Annotated in this window: 21 protein-coding genes; 9 read left to right on the forward strand and 12 right to left on the reverse strand. The window is 56.2% G+C overall.

Going from position 1 to position 20,842, the window contains the following annotated elements; genetic code table 11:
• Positions 1–451 precede the first annotated feature (451 nt).
• Positions 452–1,222, forward strand: a complete 771-nt coding sequence (locus tag DUD43_RS01345; RefSeq protein ID WP_153228826.1) for a Crp/Fnr family transcriptional regulator — start codon at positions 452–454, stop codon at positions 1,220–1,222.
• Here DUD43_RS01345 and DUD43_RS01350 read toward each other — a convergent pair.
• On the reverse strand, positions 1,161–2,528 hold the full coding sequence (locus DUD43_RS01350; protein ID WP_153228827.1) for a hypothetical protein: 1,368 nt from the start codon (positions 2,526–2,528) through the stop codon (positions 1,161–1,163). The two genes, DUD43_RS01345 and DUD43_RS01350, sit on opposite strands and share 62 nt — an antisense overlap.
• A 4-nt stretch (positions 2,529–2,532) precedes the next feature.
• Positions 2,533–2,754, reverse strand: coding sequence for a DUF2249 domain-containing protein (locus tag DUD43_RS01355; RefSeq protein ID WP_228125864.1), 222 nt, complete (start codon positions 2,752–2,754; stop codon positions 2,533–2,535).
• Positions 2,755–3,002: 248 nt separating this feature from the next.
• Between DUD43_RS01355 and ubiU the strand changes: the two genes are divergently transcribed.
• Genes ubiU through ubiT form a run of 3 tightly spaced genes read left to right on the forward strand, consistent with a single transcriptional unit; the run spans position 3,003 to position 5,432 of the window.
• Positions 3,003–3,998, forward strand: coding sequence for a ubiquinone anaerobic biosynthesis protein UbiU (ubiU, locus tag DUD43_RS01360; RefSeq protein ID WP_153231505.1), 996 nt, complete (start codon positions 3,003–3,005; stop codon positions 3,996–3,998).
• An 18-nt stretch (positions 3,999–4,016) separates the two neighbouring features.
• Entirely contained in the window at positions 4,017–4,919 is a 903-nt protein-coding gene (ubiV, locus tag DUD43_RS01365; RefSeq protein WP_153228829.1) for a ubiquinone anaerobic biosynthesis protein UbiV, read from the forward strand.
• A 15-nt stretch (positions 4,920–4,934) separates the two neighbouring features.
• Positions 4,935–5,432 carry a ubiquinone anaerobic biosynthesis accessory factor UbiT gene (gene ubiT / locus DUD43_RS01370; protein ID WP_228125865.1) on the forward strand — a complete coding sequence of 166 codons (498 nt, stop codon included), beginning with the start codon at positions 4,935–4,937 and terminating at the stop codon, positions 5,430–5,432.
• A 5-nt stretch (positions 5,433–5,437) separates the two neighbouring features.
• Here the strand turns inward: ubiT and DUD43_RS01375 are convergent, their stop codons facing one another.
• From DUD43_RS01375 to DUD43_RS01415, 9 genes are all read right to left on the reverse strand, one after another.
• On the reverse strand, positions 5,438–6,187 hold the full coding sequence (locus tag DUD43_RS01375) for an anaerobic ribonucleoside-triphosphate reductase activating protein (RefSeq protein ID WP_045930644.1): 750 nt from the start codon (positions 6,185–6,187) through the stop codon (positions 5,438–5,440).
• Positions 6,188–6,204: 17 nt separating this feature from the next.
• Positions 6,205–6,387 (reverse strand): anaerobic ribonucleoside-triphosphate reductase, encoded by a 183-nt coding sequence (nrdD, locus tag DUD43_RS01380; RefSeq protein WP_153228830.1) that lies wholly within the window; start codon positions 6,385–6,387, stop codon positions 6,205–6,207.
• A gap of 177 nt (positions 6,388–6,564) precedes the next feature.
• Positions 6,565–8,403, reverse strand: coding sequence for a ribonucleoside triphosphate reductase (locus DUD43_RS01385; RefSeq protein ID WP_153228831.1), 1,839 nt, complete (start codon positions 8,401–8,403; stop codon positions 6,565–6,567).
• A 452-nt stretch (positions 8,404–8,855) separates the two neighbouring features.
• Positions 8,856–9,314, reverse strand: a complete 459-nt coding sequence (locus DUD43_RS01390; protein ID WP_153228832.1) for an HIT family protein — start codon at positions 9,312–9,314, stop codon at positions 8,856–8,858.
• Positions 9,311–10,111, reverse strand: coding sequence for an indole-3-glycerol phosphate synthase TrpC (gene trpC, locus DUD43_RS01395; RefSeq protein ID WP_042488673.1), 801 nt, complete (start codon positions 10,109–10,111; stop codon positions 9,311–9,313). The genes DUD43_RS01390 and trpC overlap by 4 nt, the downstream gene beginning before the upstream one ends.
• Positions 10,108–11,142 carry an anthranilate phosphoribosyltransferase gene (gene trpD, locus DUD43_RS01400; RefSeq protein WP_035268496.1) on the reverse strand — a complete coding sequence of 345 codons (1,035 nt, stop codon included), beginning with the start codon at positions 11,140–11,142 and terminating at the stop codon, positions 10,108–10,110. Before trpD ends, trpC begins: the two co-directional genes overlap by 4 nt.
• Positions 11,143–11,145: 3 nt before the next feature.
• Positions 11,146–11,709 carry an anthranilate synthase component II gene (locus tag DUD43_RS01405; RefSeq protein ID WP_021447083.1) on the reverse strand — a complete coding sequence of 188 codons (564 nt, stop codon included), beginning with the start codon at positions 11,707–11,709 and terminating at the stop codon, positions 11,146–11,148.
• Between the two features lie 38 nt (positions 11,710–11,747).
• Positions 11,748–13,268 carry an anthranilate synthase component I gene (trpE, locus tag DUD43_RS01410; RefSeq protein ID WP_153228833.1) on the reverse strand — a complete coding sequence of 507 codons (1,521 nt, stop codon included), beginning with the start codon at positions 13,266–13,268 and terminating at the stop codon, positions 11,748–11,750.
• A 216-nt stretch (positions 13,269–13,484) separates the two neighbouring features.
• Positions 13,485–14,165: a phosphoglycolate phosphatase gene (locus DUD43_RS01415; protein ID WP_194273428.1), complete on the reverse strand. Its 681-nt coding sequence runs from the start codon at positions 14,163–14,165 to the stop codon at positions 13,485–13,487.
• Between the two features lie 210 nt (positions 14,166–14,375).
• On the opposite strand from DUD43_RS01415, the gene DUD43_RS01420 reads away from it, so the two are divergent.
• The gene (locus tag DUD43_RS01420) at positions 14,376–16,178 is read left to right on the forward strand and encodes a GGDEF domain-containing protein (protein ID WP_153228835.1); all 1,803 of its coding nucleotides are present in this window, start codon (positions 14,376–14,378) and stop codon (positions 16,176–16,178) included.
• A gap of 56 nt (positions 16,179–16,234) precedes the next feature.
• Here DUD43_RS01420 and rpe read toward each other — a convergent pair whose 3' ends face one another.
• Positions 16,235–16,930, reverse strand: a complete 696-nt coding sequence (gene rpe / locus DUD43_RS01425; protein WP_153228836.1) for a ribulose-phosphate 3-epimerase — start codon at positions 16,928–16,930, stop codon at positions 16,235–16,237.
• A gap of 117 nt (positions 16,931–17,047) precedes the next feature.
• On the opposite strand from rpe, the gene apaG reads away from it, so the two are divergent.
• From apaG to DUD43_RS01445, 4 genes are read left to right on the forward strand one after another with little or no spacing between them, the layout of a single operon-like run.
• A complete protein-coding gene (gene apaG / locus DUD43_RS01430) occupies positions 17,048–17,422 on the forward strand; it encodes a Co2+/Mg2+ efflux protein ApaG (RefSeq protein ID WP_021447080.1) in 375 nt (124 codons plus the stop codon).
• A gap of 15 nt (positions 17,423–17,437) precedes the next feature.
• Positions 17,438–18,733 (forward strand): murein transglycosylase A, encoded by a 1,296-nt coding sequence (locus DUD43_RS01435; protein WP_153228837.1) that lies wholly within the window; start codon positions 17,438–17,440, stop codon positions 18,731–18,733.
• Complete coding sequence (locus tag DUD43_RS01440; protein ID WP_153228838.1) at positions 18,730–19,923, forward strand: FAD-dependent monooxygenase; 1,194 nt, start codon at positions 18,730–18,732, stop codon at positions 19,921–19,923. Before DUD43_RS01435 ends, DUD43_RS01440 begins: the two co-directional genes overlap by 4 nt.
• Before the next feature lie 39 nt (positions 19,924–19,962).
• Positions 19,963–20,694 (forward strand): DsbC family protein, encoded by a 732-nt coding sequence (locus tag DUD43_RS01445; protein WP_153228839.1) that lies wholly within the window; start codon positions 19,963–19,965, stop codon positions 20,692–20,694.
• The last annotated feature ends 148 nt before the right edge of the window (positions 20,695–20,842 follow it).

Raw genomic sequence — 20,842 nt, forward strand, 5'->3', positions numbered from 1 at the left:
TGTACTCCAGCCCTGCTCAATTCTTTTTAGCGATGGCATCCAATAGGACAAGACCAGATTGGTGTTCGATCTGCTTCTTCTACCTGTACTTCTCCTCTCCTGACCCCTCCCTGAAATTCCTACTCAGTTTCCTTTTTGCTGTTGCAGCTATGAGGCCTGAGAAGGCCTATCGCACCGATTCAGAATCGAAGTCGATTTGGAAACGTAGCCGCTTCCAATCAACTCCACCCCTTAATATTCCCTACCTCTAACATGGTCAAATTTGACCGCTTCTTGCTTGGATTTGTTCCTAAGTCATGCTGAACTAGCAGTTCTGACTGTCTTTTTACCTCCTCTCCAAAACCTCGATTTAACTGTTTGACGTGTATCAATCAGGCGCCGAGCTAATCTGAACAAGAGGGAAAGGAGTATGTCAGTCTAGCTATGGTTTTATTTGGCTTATGGAAAAGATATGGCGGCTCAAGACTCGGCCTCGCAGGCAAGCAATGAAGATTTGTCGGACTCCAGGCTAGTGCAGGGCGAAGGGCCTGGGCGTTGGAAACGTATACAGGCTCAGTTGGCTCATCTGCCCATATTCAAGGAGCTACCACCGGAGCAACTGGAGCCTATCGCCCAAGGCACTCAGGAAGTGCACGCCTTGCGTGGGACGACGTTATTTCACAGTGGCGACCCTTGTTTGGGCTTTCACATGCTGGTCTATGGTCGGGTGAAGCTGGTATTTGTCTCGTCCACAGGATCCGAGCGCGTTGTGCGCTTGGTTGGGCCCGGAGAGGGATTCGGTGAGGCGCTGATGTTCATGGGCCGTAATTACATTGTGACGGCTCAGACTTTGGTGGATTCTTTGCTCCTGCACATCAACAGGGATACCTTGATGGAGCAGTTGGAAAAAGGCAGTGATGTTGCCCGCCTTATGCTGGCTGGTTTAAGCGAGCGGCTTTATCGCCTGATGGGCGAGCTGGAAGCCTACACGTTGCAAAATGGTGTGCAGCGGCTGGTCAGTTATCTCTTGCAAGAATGGCCAGGTGAAGAGGGGGTTCCCTTCAGGATTGATGTAGGCAAGTCCGTGATTGCTTCTCGTCTGAATCTGACCCCGGAGCATTTATCGCGTACCTTGCGTGATTTGATGGACCGGGATCTGATTCGGGTTCAGCGACGTAATTTTACGATTCTGGACAGTGCGGCTTTGCGGCAATATGGTGCTCTGCCTGATACGCGCGAATAGCACGCAGGCTATGGCGATAACGCTGCCAGGCTGTCCATAGATTCCAGGACAGAATTGCAAAGGACAACAGCAAGGCAGGGGCTGCCACCCACGCAAAAGATTCGATACCCCAGCTTGCCCCCGTCCAAAGCACCAGGCTCAGGCTATGCAAAGCCCAATGCACGCGGGCGGTGGATGCCGGAATGTAGTTGGCAGTCTTGGGGATAAGACGCAAGAGGGCACGGGTGTGCTCGGTATTGTCGGTATCCATGCTGACATGCTCCTGGGCCTCGCGCCAAAGCAGAAAAGGCACGATGGTATAGAGCATTCCACAGACGACGGAACCCAAGGCTCCCATGATCAGCAAGACTCCTATGGCCAGCTCTGCGTTGGAGGCGGTGGGACTGTGGGCCCAGAAGTTCAAAAGGACAGCAATCAAGAGGCTGCTTAAGGAGCTGTACCAGAACAAGGTGCTGGCTCCGGCTGTTGGACGTTTGCGTTTCCAGAGTCGTGCCCAGCTAATCACTGCCCACAAGCCGTAGCTTAGAAAGATCAGGTAGGTGACCAGATCACGTACAGGTAGCCAGGAGCCAGGCAAAGAAGCCAGGCCCCATTGCGCGATCAACAATGCACCGATGACCCAAGGTAACCAACGTACTAGAGGCGCCGGGTAGAGTTCGGTGATTTGAAAAATAGGTAGCAGTTGGAAGGACATGGCAATCAGCAGCAAGCCGGCCCAAGCGGCCACACCCATCATTACGTGCAGGCTCAGCAGATTGGCGACGGCTTGTTCGCTTGCCAGAGCGATCAGCATGGCAAGCCCCGTTGAGACGGTCAGCAGCAGCCCCAGCAAAGCCAGGCGGATAGGAGCAACAATCTCTTTGGCGCCGCGAAAGATATCGCGCCGAGAGCGCCACAAGGCCAGCACGACAGTCAGCAGATAGCCACCCAGGGCAAGGGCCAGACAAAAGCCTGCCAGTGTGTAAGCCCAGCTTTGCCAGCTAAGAAAGCCCGTCATCAGGAATAGGGTGCCAGCGCTGAGCAAGCCCCAAAAAACCAGAGCCCGACCGCGTGATACTTGAAGACGCACATTACAGGCCACCGCCAGAATATGCGCCAAAGAGGCAAACATGGCACTGCCCACGACTCCCAAGGTCCAGGCATGGGTCAAGGCCAAGGTAGCCGGGTGCCAGCGGGAGTTGAATAATTCCGGTCCGCTATAGAGCGCCAGTATGGCGGCCAGCAGTCCAAAAAATGGGACGTTCGCAAACAGGGGCAGGGTCAGTGACAAAGAGGGCGACTGATCCAGCGATAAAGCGCGTTGCATAGACTTAGTTCCTGCGGATGATGAGCTGAAAGCCGTTTTCCTGGTGTGTGCCGTGATATCTGAAACCACTGCGTCGCAGGATCTCATACAAAGGGAAGGGCTCTCGATCCAGCCACATGAGCAAGGCTTGGGTGGGAGCCAGTTCGGCCAGTGCTTCCAGGCAATGCTCCAACGGCTCGGGTGCGGGCAGGCCGCGAGTATCCAGCGTGATCTCAGTTTGTGTCATCAAGACTCCAGCACGAAAGGCTTGGAAGGCATTGTGTACCATTCTGCCCGCCTATGGCGCAGTCAAAGTGGGACTTGTTTGCCACGGGTCAGGAGGTGGGAAGAATTTGATATGCGTTAAGGCCCCTTAATTTCAGAGCAGGCATAGTGGTGGTCTTGTCGAGCCAGGATCCGCCCTGGCCAGATTGCTGATCGGGGAGTGTCATGAATACAGCGTCCACGGCTTTAGCCGCGTCCGATAACCCGCAGATGGAACTGGTTTGCCCCGCGGGCAGCTTGCCTGCCTTGAAAGCGGCGATTGATAACGGCGCCGATAGTGTCTACCTGGGGTTCCGGGATGCCACCAATGCCCGGAACTTCGCCGGGCTTAATTTTGATGCGCAGGCAATTGCACAAGGGATTGATTACGCGCATCAGCGCGGCCGCAAGGTTTTGCTGGCTCTCAATACCTACCCGCAGCCCAATGCCTGGCAGCAGTGGCGCGACGCAGTGGACCGGGCTGCCGAGGCTCAGGTCGATGCGGTCATCATGGCAGACCCTGGCTTGATGGCCTATGCCAGCCAGACACATCCCAATCTGCGCTTGCACTTGTCGGTGCAAGGTTCGGCCACCAACCCGGAAGCCATCAAGTATTACCACCAGAACTTTGGTATTCAGCGTGTGGTCTTGCCGCGTGTCTTGTCCATGGCCCAAGTGGAACAGGTCTGTGAGCAGGTCCCGGTTCAGGTTGAGGTGTTTGGTTTTGGCAGCTTGTGCGTAATGGTGGAAGGGCGCTGTGCCTTGTCCTCCTATGCCACCGGAGAATCGCCCAATACACATGGAGTCTGTTCCCCCGCTGGTCATGTGCGCTGGGAGCAAACTGATCAGGGGCTGGAGTCGCGTCTGAATGGTGTGTTGATCGACCGCTATCAGGATGGTGAAAACGCGGCTTACCCCACTTTGTGCAAAGGGCGCTTTGATGTGGCGGGCGAAAACTATTACGCCCTGGAAGAGCCTACCAGCCTGAACACCTTGTCCTTATTGCCGCAGTTGCTGGCGGCGGGTGTCAGCGCAATCAAGATTGAAGGCCGACAGCGCAGCCCGGCTTATGTGGCTCAAGTTACTCAGGTTTGGCGTCAAGCCATTGATTCGGCCAAAACCACGCCAGCTCGTTATTCAGTCCACCCGGCCTGGATGGGGGCTTTGAACAAATTGGCCGAAGGGCAGCAACATACGCTGGGTGCCTATTCTCGGCCCTGGAAGTAGAGCATGGGAGGCTCAAACATGAAATTATCCTTAGGCCCCTTGCAGTACTACTGGTCCCGCGTTGCCACCATGCAGTTTTATGAGTCGGCCTGCGACTGGCCAGTAGAGGTGGTGTATCTGGGCGAGACCGTATGTTCACGCCGTCACGAGCTACGGCTGGATGATTGGCTGGATATTGCACAGATGCTGGCTCAGGCTGGCAAGGTGCCGGTTCTGTCCAGCCAGGTTTTGCTGGAGTCGGGGCGGGACGTGAATACGCTACGCAAGGTCACCGAGCAGGCCGATTATCTGGTCGAAGCCAATGATATGGGGGCAGTACGTTTGATGCAGGGCCGGGACTTTGTCGCCGGCCCTTTTTTGAATGTTTATAACGGGCCGGTGCTGGATTTGATTGCCTCTCAAGGCGCTGTGCGCTGGGTGATGCCTCTGGAAATGGGTCGGTCGGGATTGGCGCAGTTGCAGCAGGACAGACCAGCGGGTTTGGAAACCGAGGTCTTTGCCTTTGGGCGTTTGCCCCTGGCTTTCTCGGCCCGTTGCTTTGCCGCGCGTAACCGCAACTTGCCCAAGGACAATTGCCAGTACGTGTGCATGGACTATCCCGATGGCTTGTTGCTGGAAACCCGTGAAGGACAGGGTTTTCTGACGATCAACGGTATTCAGACTCAATCTGCCTGGGTATATACCTTGCTGGAGCAGATACAGGATTTGCGTGACTTGGGCGTGGATATGCTGCGCTTGAGCCCGCAATCTCAACATATGGATGCGGTCGTGCATTTGTTTAATGACGTGATTCAGGGGCGTATTCAGGCAACGGATGCCCACGAGGATATGCTGCCTTTGCTGCCTGCTAAAGCCTGCAACGGTTTCTGGCATGGTCGTCCCGGCCTGGAATGGGTAGCGCCAGTGTCAGAGCGTTTTTAAGGGAAGGATGCCAGAGTGAATGAAATAACGACTCCCCGTTTGCCCGCTGTCGTGGCTGGTGTTTTAAGCCGTTTGCCCCCTTGGCCAGGCTCCCGCTTGTTTTGTACGGGCTTGAATGTGATGATGCGTCCGCACCTACCGGCTGATATTGCGGAGCGGCTGGAAGGTCGGGCTTTACGCATACAGGTGGCCGATGCCGGTTTGGCGTTTGACTACACCTGGCGACAAGGGGCTTTTTACCCTTTGTCGGCACGGTCGCAAAGCCCGGATTTAATCCTGAAAGCAGATCTTTGGGCTTTTTATCAGCTTTTGCAGCGCCAGGAAGACCCGGATACCTTGTTCTTTAATCGACGTTTGTCGATTGAGGGTGATACAGAACTGGGCCTGATGGTGAAAAACACTCTGGATGCCCTGGACCCCGATATTCTGCATCCGCGTGCAGTGCTCAAACAGGGGAAAGCGGCTTTGCAGGATGTGCTGCGTCGCCCGATCCGTACGCCAGCTTCTTCCTGAGACAGTCAAGAGCGCCGCACTTCAAAGTGCGGAAACAGCTTTTGGAGGTTTTCCAAAACTTCCGTTCCTGGGTAGGCCTGCAAAGCCTGCCCAGTTTCATTCAGGAAATCATCATCACAGCCTTGTGTGCGGAAAATCTGCACGGCATAGCGCTGCACGCCCAGCTCATGCAAGTGTTGCCCCAAGGCCTGGACCGAGGCGGGGCTATGCAGCTGGGGATGAATGGTGCTGCGGCATTCAAACAGAACGTCTTCGTTCAGCAGCAACTGCAAGCTGCGTAACGGTGCGGCCGCACTATTACTGCGTTGAGTAATGGCGTCGTAGTGGCTGAACTCTGCCTTGATATCCAGGCCTATCCAGTCCACCCAAGGCAGGATTTCCAGCAGTCTGGCCGGATGTGTGCCTGCCGTGTGTAAACCGATTTTGAAACCCAGCCTGCGTACCGCGCGTATGGCGGAACCCAAGGCTGGGTCCAACGTGGGTTCTCCGCCGCTAAAGACCACGGCGTCCAGCAAGCCGACGCGGCGATTCAGAAAATCCAGCAAGGCGTTCCAATCAATAGCACTGTCTGGCGTGCGTTCTTGCAGGTGAGGGTTATGGCAGTAGCCACAGCGCCAGGGGCAGCCTTGCACAAAGATGACAGCGGCTAATTGGCCGGGGTAATCCGTGGCCGAGAAAGGGGCGCAGCCACCCACTTTCAGGGCCACTTTGCGAGGAGGCATGGCCGGATAAAGATGGCGCGTGGCGTAAGTCATGGTGCTTGAGCGGATTTTTACAGAGTGGGGACAGTGCGGGTTACGGCTGCGCTGGCTTCGGTGAAGTAGCGTCGCTCGTGGAACTCGCCTTGCTTGCCAATGTTGAAAGACGACATGGGGCGGTGATAGCCCATGACGCGTGTCCAGATTTCGCAAGCTTGGCGTTCGGAATCTTGAAGAGTGATGGTGTCGGTGTTCATGAATAACTCCCTGGATAAAAAGGCCGTCACGCTAATTGGGTGTGACTAGCCAAGGTGTGTGCCAAGAGGCTGCTTGTAGAGAAATGCAGAGGAAAGCAAAAAGCCTGGTTTGATCTGAGTTAAGTGGGTTGCTTATAGCCAATTTCCGTAAAAGAGATCTGTTTGAAGAGATCGGCTTTAATGGACTGCTGTCGGTGTCGGTGTCGGTGTCGGTGTCGGTGTCGGTGTCGGTGTCTGCGGCGGCGTTGAGGTTTCCGCGCCCGCGATGGTTTGAGCATCAGTTTCGACCCTGGCCTGAGCTATCTTGTTGGCCAGAAGCTCACTATCGCAATGTGGGCAAAACTCATGTTTTCCAGACAGATAGCCGTGTTTGGGGCAGATGGAAAAGGTGGGTGTGACGGTGATGTAGGGTAAGGAAAAACGGTTCAAGGCTCGTTGCACCAGATTGCGGCAGGCATCGGTGCTGGACAGGGCTTCGGTCATGTACAGGTGCAGTACAGTGCCGCCGGTGTATTTTCCTTGCAGCTCGTCTTGTCGCTCCAGCGCCTCGAAGGGATCTTCGGTGAAACCCACCGGCAACTGAGAGGAATTGGTGTAGTAAGGCATCTGCTCGGTCCCTGCTTGCAGAATGTCGGGCCAGCGGGCGCGATCTTCTTTGGCAAAGCGGTAGGTGGTACCCTCGGCAGGGGTAGCCTCCAGGTTGTACAGGTGGCCGGTACTTTCCTGAAACTCCACCATGCGATTCCGGATGTGATCCAGCAAACGCAAGGCAAAGCGGTGGCCCCACGGGGTACAAAGATCTTGCTTATCCTGGGTAAAGTTGCGGATCATCTCGTTAATGCCGTTAACTCCCAGCGTGGAGAAGTGATTGCGTAAGGTGCCCAGATAGCGGCGCGTGTAGGGAAACAGCCCTTGGTCCATATGTTGCTGAATCACGGTACGCTTGATTTCAAGGCTGTCGCGGCCCATTTCCAGCAGCTGATCCAAACGGGCAAACAGACCGGCTTCATCGCCTTGATACAGATACCCCAGGCGGGCGCAGTTCAGGGTGACGACTCCCAGGGAGCCGGTTTGCTCGGCAGAGCCAAACAAGCCATTACCGCGTTTGAGTAGCTCGCGCAGATCCAGCTGCAGGCGGCAGCACATGGAGCGGATCATATTGGGTTCCAGCTCGGAATTAATGAAGTTCTGGAAGTAGGGCAGGCCATATTTGGCCGTCATGGCAAACAGGCGTTCGGCATTCGGGCTGTGCCAGTCAAAATCCCGAGTGATGTTGTAGGTGGGGATCGGGAAGGTGAAGGCACGGCCTCGGGCATCGCCCTCGCTCATGACTTCGATATAGGCCTGGTTGATCATGTCCATTTCGGCTTGCAGATCTCCGTAGCAAAACGGCATTTCTACGCCACCGATTTGTGGCACTTGCTCGCGCAGGTCTTCGGGACATACCCAGTCAAAGGTCAGATTGGTAAAGGGCGTCTGCGTACCCCAGCGCGAGGGTACGTTCAGGTTGTAGATCAGTTCCTGCATGCATTGGCGCACCTGCTTGTAGCTCAGACCATCCTTGCGGATGAAGGGTGCCATATAGGTATCAAAGGAGCTGAAAGCCTGGGCACCGGCCCACTCATTCTGAAGGGTGCCCAGAAAATTGACGACCTGGCCGACCGCGCTGCTTAGATGTCGTGGTGGGCCGGATTCGATTTTGCCGGGCACGCCATTGAGCCCTTCGTTCAGGAAGGTGCGCAAGGACCAGCCGGCGCAGTAGCCAGAGAGCATGTCCAGATCGTGGATGTGCAGGTCAGCCTGACGGTGTGCCTGGCCGATGGCTTCGGGGTACACATGGCTGAGCCAGTAGTTGGCAATCATCTTGCCTGAGCTGTTCAGAATCAGCCCGCCTAGCGAGTAGCCCTGGTTGGCATTGGCCTGCACGCGCCAGTCCTGGCGGTCCAGATACTCGGTAATGGAGCGGATGATGTCCAGCTGAGCAGCTGGACGCGTTGCGGTTTCCTGGGTAGCCATATTTTTCACCAAAACCTATATATAGTGATTTTTAGGATTCACGACACTATATATGGTGGTTTTTGATGGGGCTAGGCGATTGTTGCCCAGGCTTGATCTAGGTTAATTTTGTGCTCGAAGTGACTGGATCAAGGATTTTGTCGGAAAGAAGTCTTTGGGCACTCCTTATCCTGATTGTTCTTAGGTGGAGATTTATGAAGCCGAGAGGGTTGTGCTGCCAAGTGTAAAGAGGTGGCTATGGCCATGCTGTGCAAGCAAGCAAACTGTGCATGCAAGTAGCGCAACAGCAGCTTGGCTCCTGCCGGTGGAATCGCGCTGTAGCGGGCTTCACGAATAAGCGGTGTACTTGTCTGTTATTGTGCGCCAGATCTTTTTTGAGACGGCAAAAAATACCCGCTGACTTTTTAGAGGCCAGCGGGTATTTCTTGAATAACAGGATTTGGATAGCCGGTTTAGTGCTTGAATCGTGCTTCTAGCGCAGTACGCAGTGCCTGCTGATACTCGCTGACTTGTTCAAGCAGGCGTTCCTCGTGGGACGCCCAACCTTGCTTCTGTTCTTCCGTGCGCGTGGGGGCGGGCGACCAGGCAGAATCCGGAAAGAACGGGTCGTCCTTCCAACGTGGGATGATGTGCCAATGCAGGTGCGGCACCTGATTCCCGAACTGAGCCAGATTGATTTTGGCGACTCCCAGCTGTTCACGCTGAGTCTGCTCAACCACATAGACCGCCGCCATGATGTGCTGCCGCTGTTCTTCAGACAGGTCTGTCATTTCAGCCACGTGCTCTTGCCAGATCACTCTCGTATAGCCAGGAAATGGGCTGTCTGTGACAGCCAGTACCTGTAGCCCTGCGCCTGACCATAACAATTGATCAGGCTTCAAGGCGCACAGGGGGCAAGCGGAGGTGCTCATGCAGGCTGACCGAAGAACAGGTTCTGCAAGGCGACGCCCGGATCAGGCTCACGCATGAAGGCTTCACCGACCAGGAAGGCTTGCACCTGGTTTTCACGCATCAGGGCCACGTCTTCAATGGTGTGGATACCGCTTTCGGTGACAACGCGCTTTTCGCTGGGGATGAAGGGCAGCAGGTCCAGGGTGTTCTGGGTGCTGGTTTCAAAGGTGCGCAGATTGCGGTTATTGATACCCAGCAGGCTGGTCTTCATTTGCAGGGCAATATCCAGCTCGGCGCGGTCATGTACTTCAACCAGCACGTCCATGCCCAGTTCGTGGGCCATTTCTTCGTATTCCATCAGCTGATCCTGCTCCAGCGCGGCGACGATCAGCAAGATGCAGTCGGCACCCATGGCACGGGCATGGATGATCTGATAGGGATCAATAATGAAATCTTTGCGCAGTACGGGCAGCGCGCACACGGCACGGGCCTGGCGCAGGTGGTCGTAGGAGCCCTGAAAATACTGGATATCGGTCAGGACCGACAGGCAGGCAGCGCCGTGGGCGGCGTAGCTGGAAGCAATTTCCGTGGGGTTGAAGTCGGCACGGATCACCCCCTTGGACGGGGAGGCCTTTTTGACTTCCGCAATAATGGCAGGCTTGCCTTGCGCAATCTTGTCTTCAATCGCGCTGGCAAAGCCGCGCAGGTCGTTCCGGTTCTTCGCTTCGCGCAGCAGATCGGACTCGCTGCGCAGTTGGCGGGCGGTGACGACTTCAGCTCTTTTGGTGTCGAGGATCTTGGCCAGAATGTCGTTCATGGATTTAACTTCCTTGTATAAGCGCGGAATTGTTCGAGTTTTTCGCGGGCGGCACCGTTCGCAATGGCCTCAAAAGCCATGCGCAGGCCTTGTTCAATGGAGTCGGCGTGGTTGGCGGCATAGATGGCCAGACCAGCATTGAGGCCAACAATATCACGAGCCGTACCCTCTTGGTTATTGAGGGCTTCCATAATCATCACGGCAGATTCTTCTTTGCTGGAGACGCGAATGCTGCGGTTGGAGGTCATGGCCATACCAAAGTCTTCGGGGTGAATTTCGTATTCACGCACCTGACCGTCCTTCAGTTCGCCCACCAGGGTGGCCGCACCCAGAGAGGCTTCATCCATGCCGTCCTTGCCGTGTACGATCAGCACGTGTTTGGCGCCCAGACGTTGCATCACGCGGACCTGAATCCCCACCAGGTCGGGGTGGAAGACGCCCATCAGCTGGTTGGTTGCACCGGCCGGGTTGGTCAGTGGGCCCAGAATATTGAAAATGGTGCGCACGCCCAGCTCTTTGCGGACAGCGGCCACGTTTTTCATGGCACCGTGGTGAGCGGGGGCGAACATGAAGCCGATATTGGTTTCGGCAATACTTTGCGCCACTTGCTCGGGCGAGAAGGTCAGGTTCACGCCCAGGGCTTCCAGTACGTCCGCACTGCCGGACGAGGAAGACGCACTGCGGTTGCCGTGCTTGGCCACTTTTACCCCTACGGAGGCGGCCACAAACATGGAAGCGGTGGAGATATTGAAGGTATTGGAGCCGTCGCCACCTGTACCGCACATATCCAGCAGTTCGTCCGGGTTAGGCGTAATGACGGGGGTGGCAAATTCGCGCATCACCTGGGCGGCGGCAGAAATTTCACCCACGCTTTCTTTTTTCACGCGCAGGCCCATCAGCAAGGCAGCCGCGATCTGGGGCGACATTTCGCCGCGCATCAGCATGCGCATCAGATGCAGCATTTCGTCGTGGAAGATTTCCCGGTGTTCGATACAGCGCACCAGTGCTTCGGTAGGAGTGATGGTGTTCATGATTTAAAGGTCCAGAAAGTTCTTCAGTAAGGCGTGGCCATGCTCGCTTAACACCGACTCGGGGTGAAACTGCACGCCATAAATAGGCAATTCGCGGTGACGCACACCCATGATCTCGCCGTCTTCGGTTTGCGCGGTCACTTCCAGGCAGTCGGGCAGGCTGTCGCGCTCGATGGCCAGGGAGTGGTAGCGGGTGACGTTAAAGGGCGAGGGCAAGTTGCTGAATACGTCCGTGCCCTGGTGGGTAATAGGGGAGACTTTCCCATGCATGATTTGCTGCGCACGGATAATGCGCGCCCCAAAAGCATGTCCGATTGCTTGATGACCCAGGCAGACGCCCAGAATCGGTAGCTTGCCGGCAAAGTGCTGGATCAGTGCAACTGACAGGCCCGCATCTGCAGGGGATTTGGGGCCGGGCGAGACGCACAGATGGCTGGGATTCAAGGCTTCAATTTCTTCAAGTGTGACTTGATCGTTGCGTCGTACCACTACTTCCTGACCCAGTTCTCCAAAGTACTGGACCAGGTTATAGGTAAACGAGTCATAGTTATCGAGCATGAACAGCATGGGAATACTCCGGCAAAAAAAGGATGGCAGTCAGGCGATTAAATAGGCTCGTCCAGACCGAATTGCACTTGTTCGGCAGCGCGGATCACGGCGCGTGCCTTGGCTTCGGTCTCTTGCCATTCTTTTTCGGGATCGGAGTCGGCCACGACACCGGCGGCTGCCTGCACATAGAGCATGCCGTCCTTGATGACGCCGGTGCGAATGGCAATAGCCAGATCCATCTCGCCCGAGTAGCTCAGGTAGCCAGCTGCACCACCGTAAACGCCACGACGCACGGGCTCCAGTTCATCAATGACTTCCATGGCGCGTACCTTGGGGGCGCCGGTCAGGGTGCCTGCAGGGAAGGAGGCGCGCAGCACGTCCATCTGGCTCATGCCGTCTTGCAGTTCGCCGCAGACGTTGGACACCAGGTGCTGAACATGCGAGTAGCGCTCGATCGCCATGGTGTCTGTGACTTGTACCGTGCCGGTTTTGGCGATACGGCCAATATCGTTGCGGGCCAGGTCGATCAGCATCAGGTGTTCGGCGCGTTCTTTCGGGTCGGACTTCAGCTCGGCGGCCAGTGCGGCATCGGCTTCAGGTGTAGCACCGCGTTTGCGGGTACCGGCCAGCGGGCGAATGGTGACGCGTTCCATATTGCGACCATCCTGACGGTGTTCTTCCTGACGCACCAGAATTTCTGGCGATGCACCCACAACCTGGAAATCCTCGAAGTTCCAGAAGTACATGTAGGGCGATGGGTTCAGCGAACGCAGGGCGCGGTACAGGGACAGGGGCGAGTCGCGGAAAGGCTTGGTGATGACCTGGCCGATCTGCACTTGCATCAGATCACCGGCTGCAATGTATTCCTTGGCGCGGGCCACGGCCTTCAGGTAATCCTCTTTGTCGAAGTCGCGCTCGCATTCGGTTTGCATGCTGGCGTAGGCGTAAGGGATCACTACGGGCGAGCGCAGCTTTTCACGCAGCTCTTTCAGACGGCGCTTGGCCAGTACGTAGGCTTCGGGCTGGGCGGGATCCGCGTAGACCAGCAGGTAGGTGCGACCAGCCAGATTATCCACAATCACCAGCTCGTCCACTTGCAGCAGCATGATGTCCGGTACGCCTTCTTCCTGGTCGGAAGGGAAGGGTTTGCGATTCATGCCCAGGGACGGTTCGATGTGGCGCACGGTGTCGTAGCCGAAGTAGCCGGCCAGACCACCCGCAAAGCGGGGCATGCCAGGGCGCAGGGCTACTTTGAAACGGGCCTGGAATTGTTCGATAAATTCCAGCGGATCGCCTTCGGCTGTTTCGACGACCTTGCCATCGTGCAACACTTGGGTATGGCGGCCGTAGCTGCGGATCACGGTACGGGCAGGCAGGCCAATAAAGGAGTAGCGACCGAACTGTTCGCCGCCCACAACCGATTCCATCAGGCAGCTGTAACGTCCGCCTTCGGGGCCGTTGTGCGCCAGTTTCAGATAAATCGACAGGGGCGTATCCAGGTCGGCGTAGGTTTCCGCAATCAGGGGAATGCGGTTAAAGCCTTCTGCTGCTAGGGCATTGAATTCTATTTCTGTCATTGGGATCTCGAGGGTCAGTGGGTACGACGAGCCGGACAGAAACAAAAAAAAGCCCGGTCGTTGTGATTACCGGGCTTATTTTCCTGGAGGCGGTCCGCTGTGTACTACTTTGCAGGGACGCCAGACTTCAAGGTTATATCTACCCGATACACGAACGCCACCAGCGCCAATAAGCGCCGTAGATTGTGGATGCGTGAGTGCGAGTAGACATGAATTTTATGACGTAAATATGGTGTTGCGTTTGTTGCGCAGCCAGGTGGCCGCGTCGGCAATAGAGGCAACTATACCATCGGAATCCAGGCTTTGCACATCCTTGCCTTCGTTATAGCCGTAAGGAACCAACAGTACGGGGATGTTCGCCGCACGCGCTGCCTGGGCGTCATTCATGGAATCCCCAATGACCAAGGTTTGTTCGGGAGCCAGTTTCATTTGCTCGCAGGCGTAGACAAAGGGCATGGGGTCGGGCTTTTTGCGCGGGCAGGTATCGCCGCCTACCACCAGCTCGAAATATGGGCTCAATCCCGTTTGTTCCAGCAAGGGACGGGCAAATTGTTCGGGCTTGTTGGTGACCACGGCCAGACGCAATCCCTGGCTTTTAAAGTCGTCCAATCCTTTTAGTACACCGGGATACAGGCGGCTGTGTTGGCCATTACATAATTGGTAATGGTAATAAAATGATTCCAGTGCCTGGGTGTAGTCGGCAGAAGGTTCAGGCAGGTCGGTCAGGGCGCGTCGCACCAGGTTTTCCGAGCCTTTGCCCACAAAAGTGGCAATACGCTCCTCTGGGAGCGGGGGCAAACCAAGGTCGATACGCATGGCATTACATGCCGAGGCCAGATCGGGAATGGTATCGAGCAGGGTGCCGTCCAAATCAAACAGTACAGAGAAAATATTCATCTTTTTGTAGCGAACTTGTGACAAAATATTGTCAAATTCCTGTTAAGGTCGAGCAGAAAAAGTTTTCGGAACATCGGGTTTTCATTTCGTTTGATTCATCATGTTAAAGCTCCTTACTGCACGCGGGCTTATCAATTTAGTGAGCAAACCGTATTTTGGTACAAGATTGGCTTTCGATAGTCCGTTCAGAAAGGCCCTAGGAGCGGAAGTATGATGCTCGATACATTTCATCAGATTCTCGTAGAAAAACAAGTTACGCCGGTCTTTCAGCCCATTGTGGATTTGCAGTCCGGCTTTATTCTGGGTTACGAGGGTTTGATTCGAGGGCCAAAGGACACCAGTTTTTATTCGCCATTAGCTTTGTTCGACGCTGCCCGGCAGTGCGGGCGCCTATGGGATCTGGAAGAGCTGTGTTGCCATACCTTGGTCAGCAGTTTCAACCAGCAGGGTTTGGCGGGCAAACTGTTCCTGAATTCCAGCCCGGATGTGGTGATACGCATGTTGCCTTCGGCCCGCATCGAACCGCGTACCGGCATGCCACAACTGGATGGCATTGACTGGAGCCGGGTGGTGGTCGAGTTGACCGAGTCCGAGCGCACCGACAGCTACGACTATCTGAATCAGGCCATTGAGCTGTACCGGCATGAAGGCCTGCAGTTCGCCATTGATGATCTGGGCGAAGGCTATGCCTCGTTGCGTTTGTGGTCCGAATTGCGGCCTGAATACGTCAAGATCGACAAATATTTTGTGCGCGATATTGATACCGATGTGCTCAAGCAGCAATTGGTGCGTTCCATTTGCGATATCGCCAGCCACGCGCAATCTGTGGTGATTGCAGAAGGGATTGAAACCGGCGCGGAACTACGCACCCTGCGGTATTTGGGCGTGGCCTGTGGTCAGGGCTATTTGCTATGCCGGCCCCAACCCAATCCTCCGACTCAATTGGAACCTGCCCAGGCTGCCTTGTTTGGTCCTTCCAATGTGCGCGCTCAGCGCCAGGTACAGGGACGGGAGTCCATGAGTGTGCGACGTTTGCTGCGTGCAGCCCCGGCCGTTCCGGATCACACCCCGACCAACCGTGTTTATGAGCTGTTTCAAAGCCACCCCGATTTAAGCGCGGTGGCTTTGCTGCGAGGCAATCGGCCAACAGGCATTTTGCGCCGCAGCCAGCTTTACGATCAGCTTGCCCGGCCTTATCACCGCGAGCTGTATGGCAACAAACCATGTTCCCTGTTTATTGAAACCCCGCCGCTGATTGTGGATTGCGACACCAGCCTGCTGGAGTTGGGCACCTTGATGACGCAAGGAGCGGGGGATGCCTTGAGTGATGGTTTCATCATCACCGGCGCGGGAGAGTACTTGGGTTTGGGCTCCAGCGTGGAGCTGATGCGTGAAATTACGCAGATTCAGATCATGACGGCGCGTTATGCCAATCCCCTGACGCAATTGCCGGGCAATGTGCCGATTGATGAGCATATTGATGGTTTGCTGCGTAATCGTCAGAACTTCGCCGTGTGCTACGCGGATCTGGACCACTTCAAACCCTATAACGACTTGTACGGCTATCGCAAAGGAGATGAGCTGCTGCGCTCCATGGCCGAACTCTTTACCCGTTACGCAGTGGCACGCATGGACTTTGTGGGCCATGTGGGGGGCGACGATTTTATTTTGGTGTTTACCAGCCCGGATTGGGCCGAGCGCTGCCAAAGCATTCTGGACGAGCTGGAAAAAGAGCTGGAGTCCTTGTATCGACTGGAACACCGGCAAGCAGGCGGCTATCTGGCTGAGAACCGTCAAGGCGTGCTGGTATTTCACCCGCTAGTGAGCCTGTCTTTAGGTGTGGTCACTGTTGATGAGCCCGAATTGTATTCGGGCTCTTTAATTGCGGAGCTGGCCAGTTCTGCCAAGGCACAGGCCAAGCGTGTGCAGGGCAATGCCTTGTTTGTGGAGCGTCGCCGCCCGGACAATCCGGTTCGGCAGGGCAGTTATAGCCGCAATACGATGTTGCAGTAGAGGGAACAGCGGGTGCTGGCAGCAGGCCTGCCGGGTGGGCAGGCCGGACGCAGGGCTTAGGCCTGCTCTGCCAGCGCGATTTGCGCGCGCATGTCGCGGATGACCTGAGCGTAGTCGGGCTGACCAAAAATAGCCGAACCGGCCACAAAGGTGTCAGCACCAGCAGCGCGAATGGCGCCGATATTGTCCACTTTCACGCCACCGTCGATTTGAAGCAGGATGGGCTGGCCACCTTCTGCGGTCCAGGCATCAATGCGGGCACGGGCCTGGCGCAGCTTGTCCATGGCGCTGGGGATGAAGGCCTGACCACCAAAGCCGGGGTTAACGGACATCAGCAAGACCAGATCCAGCTTGTCCATCAAGTGATCCATCCAGTTCAGCGGGGTGGCCGGGTTGAACACCAGGCCGGCCTTACAGCCGTGGTCACGGATCAGCGCCAGGGTGCGATCCACGTGGCGCGAGGCTTCGGGGTGAAAACTGATGTAATTGGCACCGGCTTTGGCAAATTCGGGGATCAGCGCGTCCACGGGCTCTACCATCAGGTGTACGTCGATGGGAGCGGTAGTGTGGGGGCGCAGCGCAGCACAGACCATGGGGCCGAAAGTCAGGTTCGGTACAAAGTGGTTGTCCATGATGTCGCAGTGAACCCAGTCGGCTCCGGCGGCAATCACATTGCGGACTTCTTCACCCAGGCGGGCGAAGTCGGCCGATAAAATACTGGGAGCGATACGTGTGGAGCTGGCTTGGGACATAATAGGTGCCGTAAAGATTAGACATCACGAAAATCGTGGCCATATGTCATCATTATAGTTTCAAGCGGGGGGCTGTGCAGCGCTCCGTATTTGTACAGCCGTAACCTGGAATCCATCATGAAGCCTGACGATATTGAGGTGCAGATCACGCCCCAGTACCTGCCTGAGCAATCCGAACCCGATAGCAATCAATACGTTTTTGCCTATACCGTACGGATTACCAACAATGGACAGCAGACGGCCCAGATTATCAGTCGTCACTGGATCATTACGGACGACAATCAGCAGGTTCAGGAAGTGCGCGGCCTGGGTGTTGTGGGACAACAGCCAGTGCTGGCTCCGGGCGAGACCTTCGAGTACACCAGTGGCTGCCCCCTGAACACGCCGTTTGGCACCATGCGCGGCAGCTATCAATGTGTTGGTGAAAATGGTGTGCCCTTTGAGGTCGCCATTCAGGAGTTCATCCTTTCCTCCCCCCGTACCTTGCACTAAGGGCCAAACCCAGCCATGAAGATAATTTATTGCGTGCCAGCCGTATTGCTGGCATTAAGTGCCTGTTCCACTGTTCCTGTGGATCAGGGTTCTTCGTCAACGGCTCCGGGTACAGCAGAAGGCGGTCCTGATATCGCTCTGCAGCCTTTGCGCGTGCCGTCCCTGTCGGCACTGCCGGAAACCCCGGCGCGTGCGCTGGCGGGTCGTTATCAGGCCGTGAACTGGTCCACTTTGCCGGGCTGGCAGGCTGATTCGCTGGACCATGTCTGGAAAGGGTTTATCAATAACTGCAAGGGCCTGATGCGTCCGGTCAGCGGTTCGCTGGCCATGCCGGCACGTGCCAATCCCCGTGCCTGGCAACCCGTGTGTCAGGCTGCAGCGTCCGCAGGTCTGAACGCTGAGACCAAAGATACGGCGGCCGTGCGCAATTTCCTGCAGGAGCAGTTGCAGCCCTGGCGTTTGCTGACCGGCGATGGCGCGGTGGCTCAAAACACCGTCACTGGCTATTACGAACCACTGTTGAAAGCCTCGCGTACACGCAGCTCCGGTTATCAGTGGCCGTTGTTCGCCGCACCGGATGATTTGTTGACGATTGATCTGGGCAGCTTGTATCCCGAACTGGCTGGCAAGCGTATTCGCGGCAAGCAAGTGGGCAAACGTATCGTGCCTTACGACACACGCGAGCAGATCGTGTCCAAGCAGGATCGTCAGCCACCCGTGATTGTTTATGCAGAAGATCCGGTAGAAGGTTTCTTCTTGCAGATTCAAGGCTCGGGCCGTGCTGTATTGCCCGATGGCAGCGCCGTACGTCTGGCCTATGCCGACCATAACGGCCGTCCTTATGCTTCGGTAGGTCAATGGCTGGCCAAGCAGGGCGAGATGCCTTTGGCACAAACCTCCATGCAAAACATCAAGGCCTGGGCCAAGCGCAATCCGCATCGCGTTCAGGAAATGATGAATGTAAATACCGCCATGGTGTTCTTCCGTGAAGAGGCCATTGTGGATCAGGACCTGGGCCCTAAAGGTGCCTATGGCATTCCCTTGATTGGCCTGCGTTCCGTTGCTATTGATCCCACTTACGTACCTTTGGGTACGCCTGTGTATCTGGCCACCTCGCAGCCTGCGACGAACCAGCCTTTGCAGCGACTGGTCTTTGCTCAGGACACAGGCGCGGCGATTAAAGGTGCCGCTCGTACCGACTTGTACTGGGGCACGGGCGATCAGGCAGGCGCACAGGCAGGGCGCATGAAGCAGCAAGGTCAAATGTGGCTGCTGTGGCCACGTCAGGCAGGAGCACCGAGCGCACGATGAAGAAAGAACGAATTGTGGTGTGTGGCGGGGCCTTGGCCGGTATGGCCAGTGCCCTGGGTTTACGCAAGGCCGGGTTTGATGTCAGTATCCTGTCCCCCGCCTACAAGCCTATGGAGCTGGCGGCGGGGCAGTATCACCCCCGTGTCTATGCTGTCTCGGTCGCCAGCCAGCGTTTTTTGGCGCAGCTGGGTGCCTGGAACTTGATGTCGGCCCAGCGTATTTCGCCGGTGCAGGCCATGGAAGTCCATGGTGATGGCGGTGGTTGTCTGAATCTGCATGCCTGGCAGGATGCGCAGGACTATCTGGCCTGGATTGTCGAGTCCGGTCAGATGGAACAAGCTCTGTATCAAGCGCTGCAAGTGTTTGGTGTGCCTTGGATTGAAGATCGCTTTGAGCGCCTGGAAGGCAATACCATCGTTACCGCCGGACAAAAGCGCATCAGCGCCGATTTGTTCGTGGGGGCGGATGGTGCCCGTTCTGGCCTGCGCTCTGCTGCCGGCATTGAACATCATGGTCGTGAATACGGGGATGCCGGCCTGGTGGCCCATTTCAACGTAGAACGCCCGCACCAGCAAGTCGCCCTGCAGTGGTTTACAGGCGATTCGATTCTGGCCCTGTTGCCTATGCCGGATGTGGATGGCAGAGCGCAAGTCTCCATGGTCTGGTCCGTGCCGCAAGCACAGGCAGACAAGGTGCTGGCCATGCCTTCAGAGGAGCAGGCGCAGTATCTGCAAAACAGCCTGTTTTCCTTGTCCAATGGCCGTTTGGGGCAGCTCAGCTTGCGTAGCCCTGTACACGGTTTCCCTCTGACCTTTGAACGCAGCGGCCTGGTGTCGCCCGGCGTGGCGCTGGTGGGGGATGCGGCGCATCGCGTTCATCCTTTGGCCGGTCAGGGTTTGAATCTGGGTCTGGGCGATATCGAAGCCCTGATCAAGGTCTTGTCCGAGCGCGGCCCGCATTATTCGGTCGGTGATATGCGCGTGCTCAATCGCTACAAGCGCGCTCGCGCTGAACCGATTGCGGCCATGCGGGCAGCTACGGATGGCTTGTACCGTCTGTTCGCGGCACCGGGAGCACCGGCTTCCATGCTGCGTAATGCCGGCATGCAAGTGGTGGACCGCCTGCCCTGGGTGAAACGCCGCCTGATTGCGCATGCTGCCGGAATCAGCCCCGGCGCGCTCTTGTTCTAAGGCCGCTAGGGTCTTGTCGATTAGTAAAGGAAGTACGTCATGATGTTGCACCTTCGTTCTGTATTGGCTCTGGCGCTGTTGTCGCTGTGTGGCCTGGCTCAGGCAGCCAGCCCCGCCAAAGTAGACACTCGTTTCGAACCCACACGCCAGGCTTTTGAAGCCGCCTTCCCCGGTGTAACGGTGGATGGCATTCGCGCCACGCCGTTCCCCAATTTGCTGGAAGTGGAAGTGGGTGGCACCTTGCTCTATACCGACCCGCAGGCCAGCTTCGTGATGCAAGGTTCTTTGCTGGATAGTAAAACCCGTGTTGATCTGACCGAGCAGCGCATGCAGGAACTCAATCGCGTGTCGCTGAATGACTTGCCGCTGGATAAGGCCATCAAGCTGGTAAAAGGCGACGGTAGCCGTCAAATGGTGGTTTTTGAAGATCCCAATTGCGGCTATTGCAAACGTCTGCATACAACTTTGCAGGAGATCGACAATGTTACGGTTTATAGCCTGATGTTTCCCATCCTGGGACCGGACAGCCGCCGCAAAGCCGAGGACATTTGGTGTGCCCAAAACCCCGCTAAAACCTTGAGTGATTGGATGGGGGGCGGAGCGCGACCCGAGAAAGCCTCGTGTGAGCATCCATTGGATCAGTTATTGGCAGTAGGACAAAAACTGCGCGTTCAAGGCACCCCGGCCATTTACTTTGCCGATGGCAGCCGCGCTGATGGCTGGCTGCCTGCTGCCCAGTTGCAGTCTCGTCTGGACGCTGCCGCCCAGTAAGTATTCTGGCTGGTCTTGAGCTAGAACAACCCGCTTTCGAGCGGGTTTTTTATGTCCCATCGTTATGGAAACTATAATTATTTGTAGGGCATGATTTTAAAAGAACAGCGATTAGAAAATAATCCCGAGATGGTTCAGGCGGTAAGGC

Source organism: Alcaligenes faecalis, assembly GCF_009497775.1.
GTDB classification, from domain to species: domain Bacteria; phylum Pseudomonadota; class Gammaproteobacteria; order Burkholderiales; family Burkholderiaceae_B; genus Alcaligenes; species Alcaligenes faecalis_D.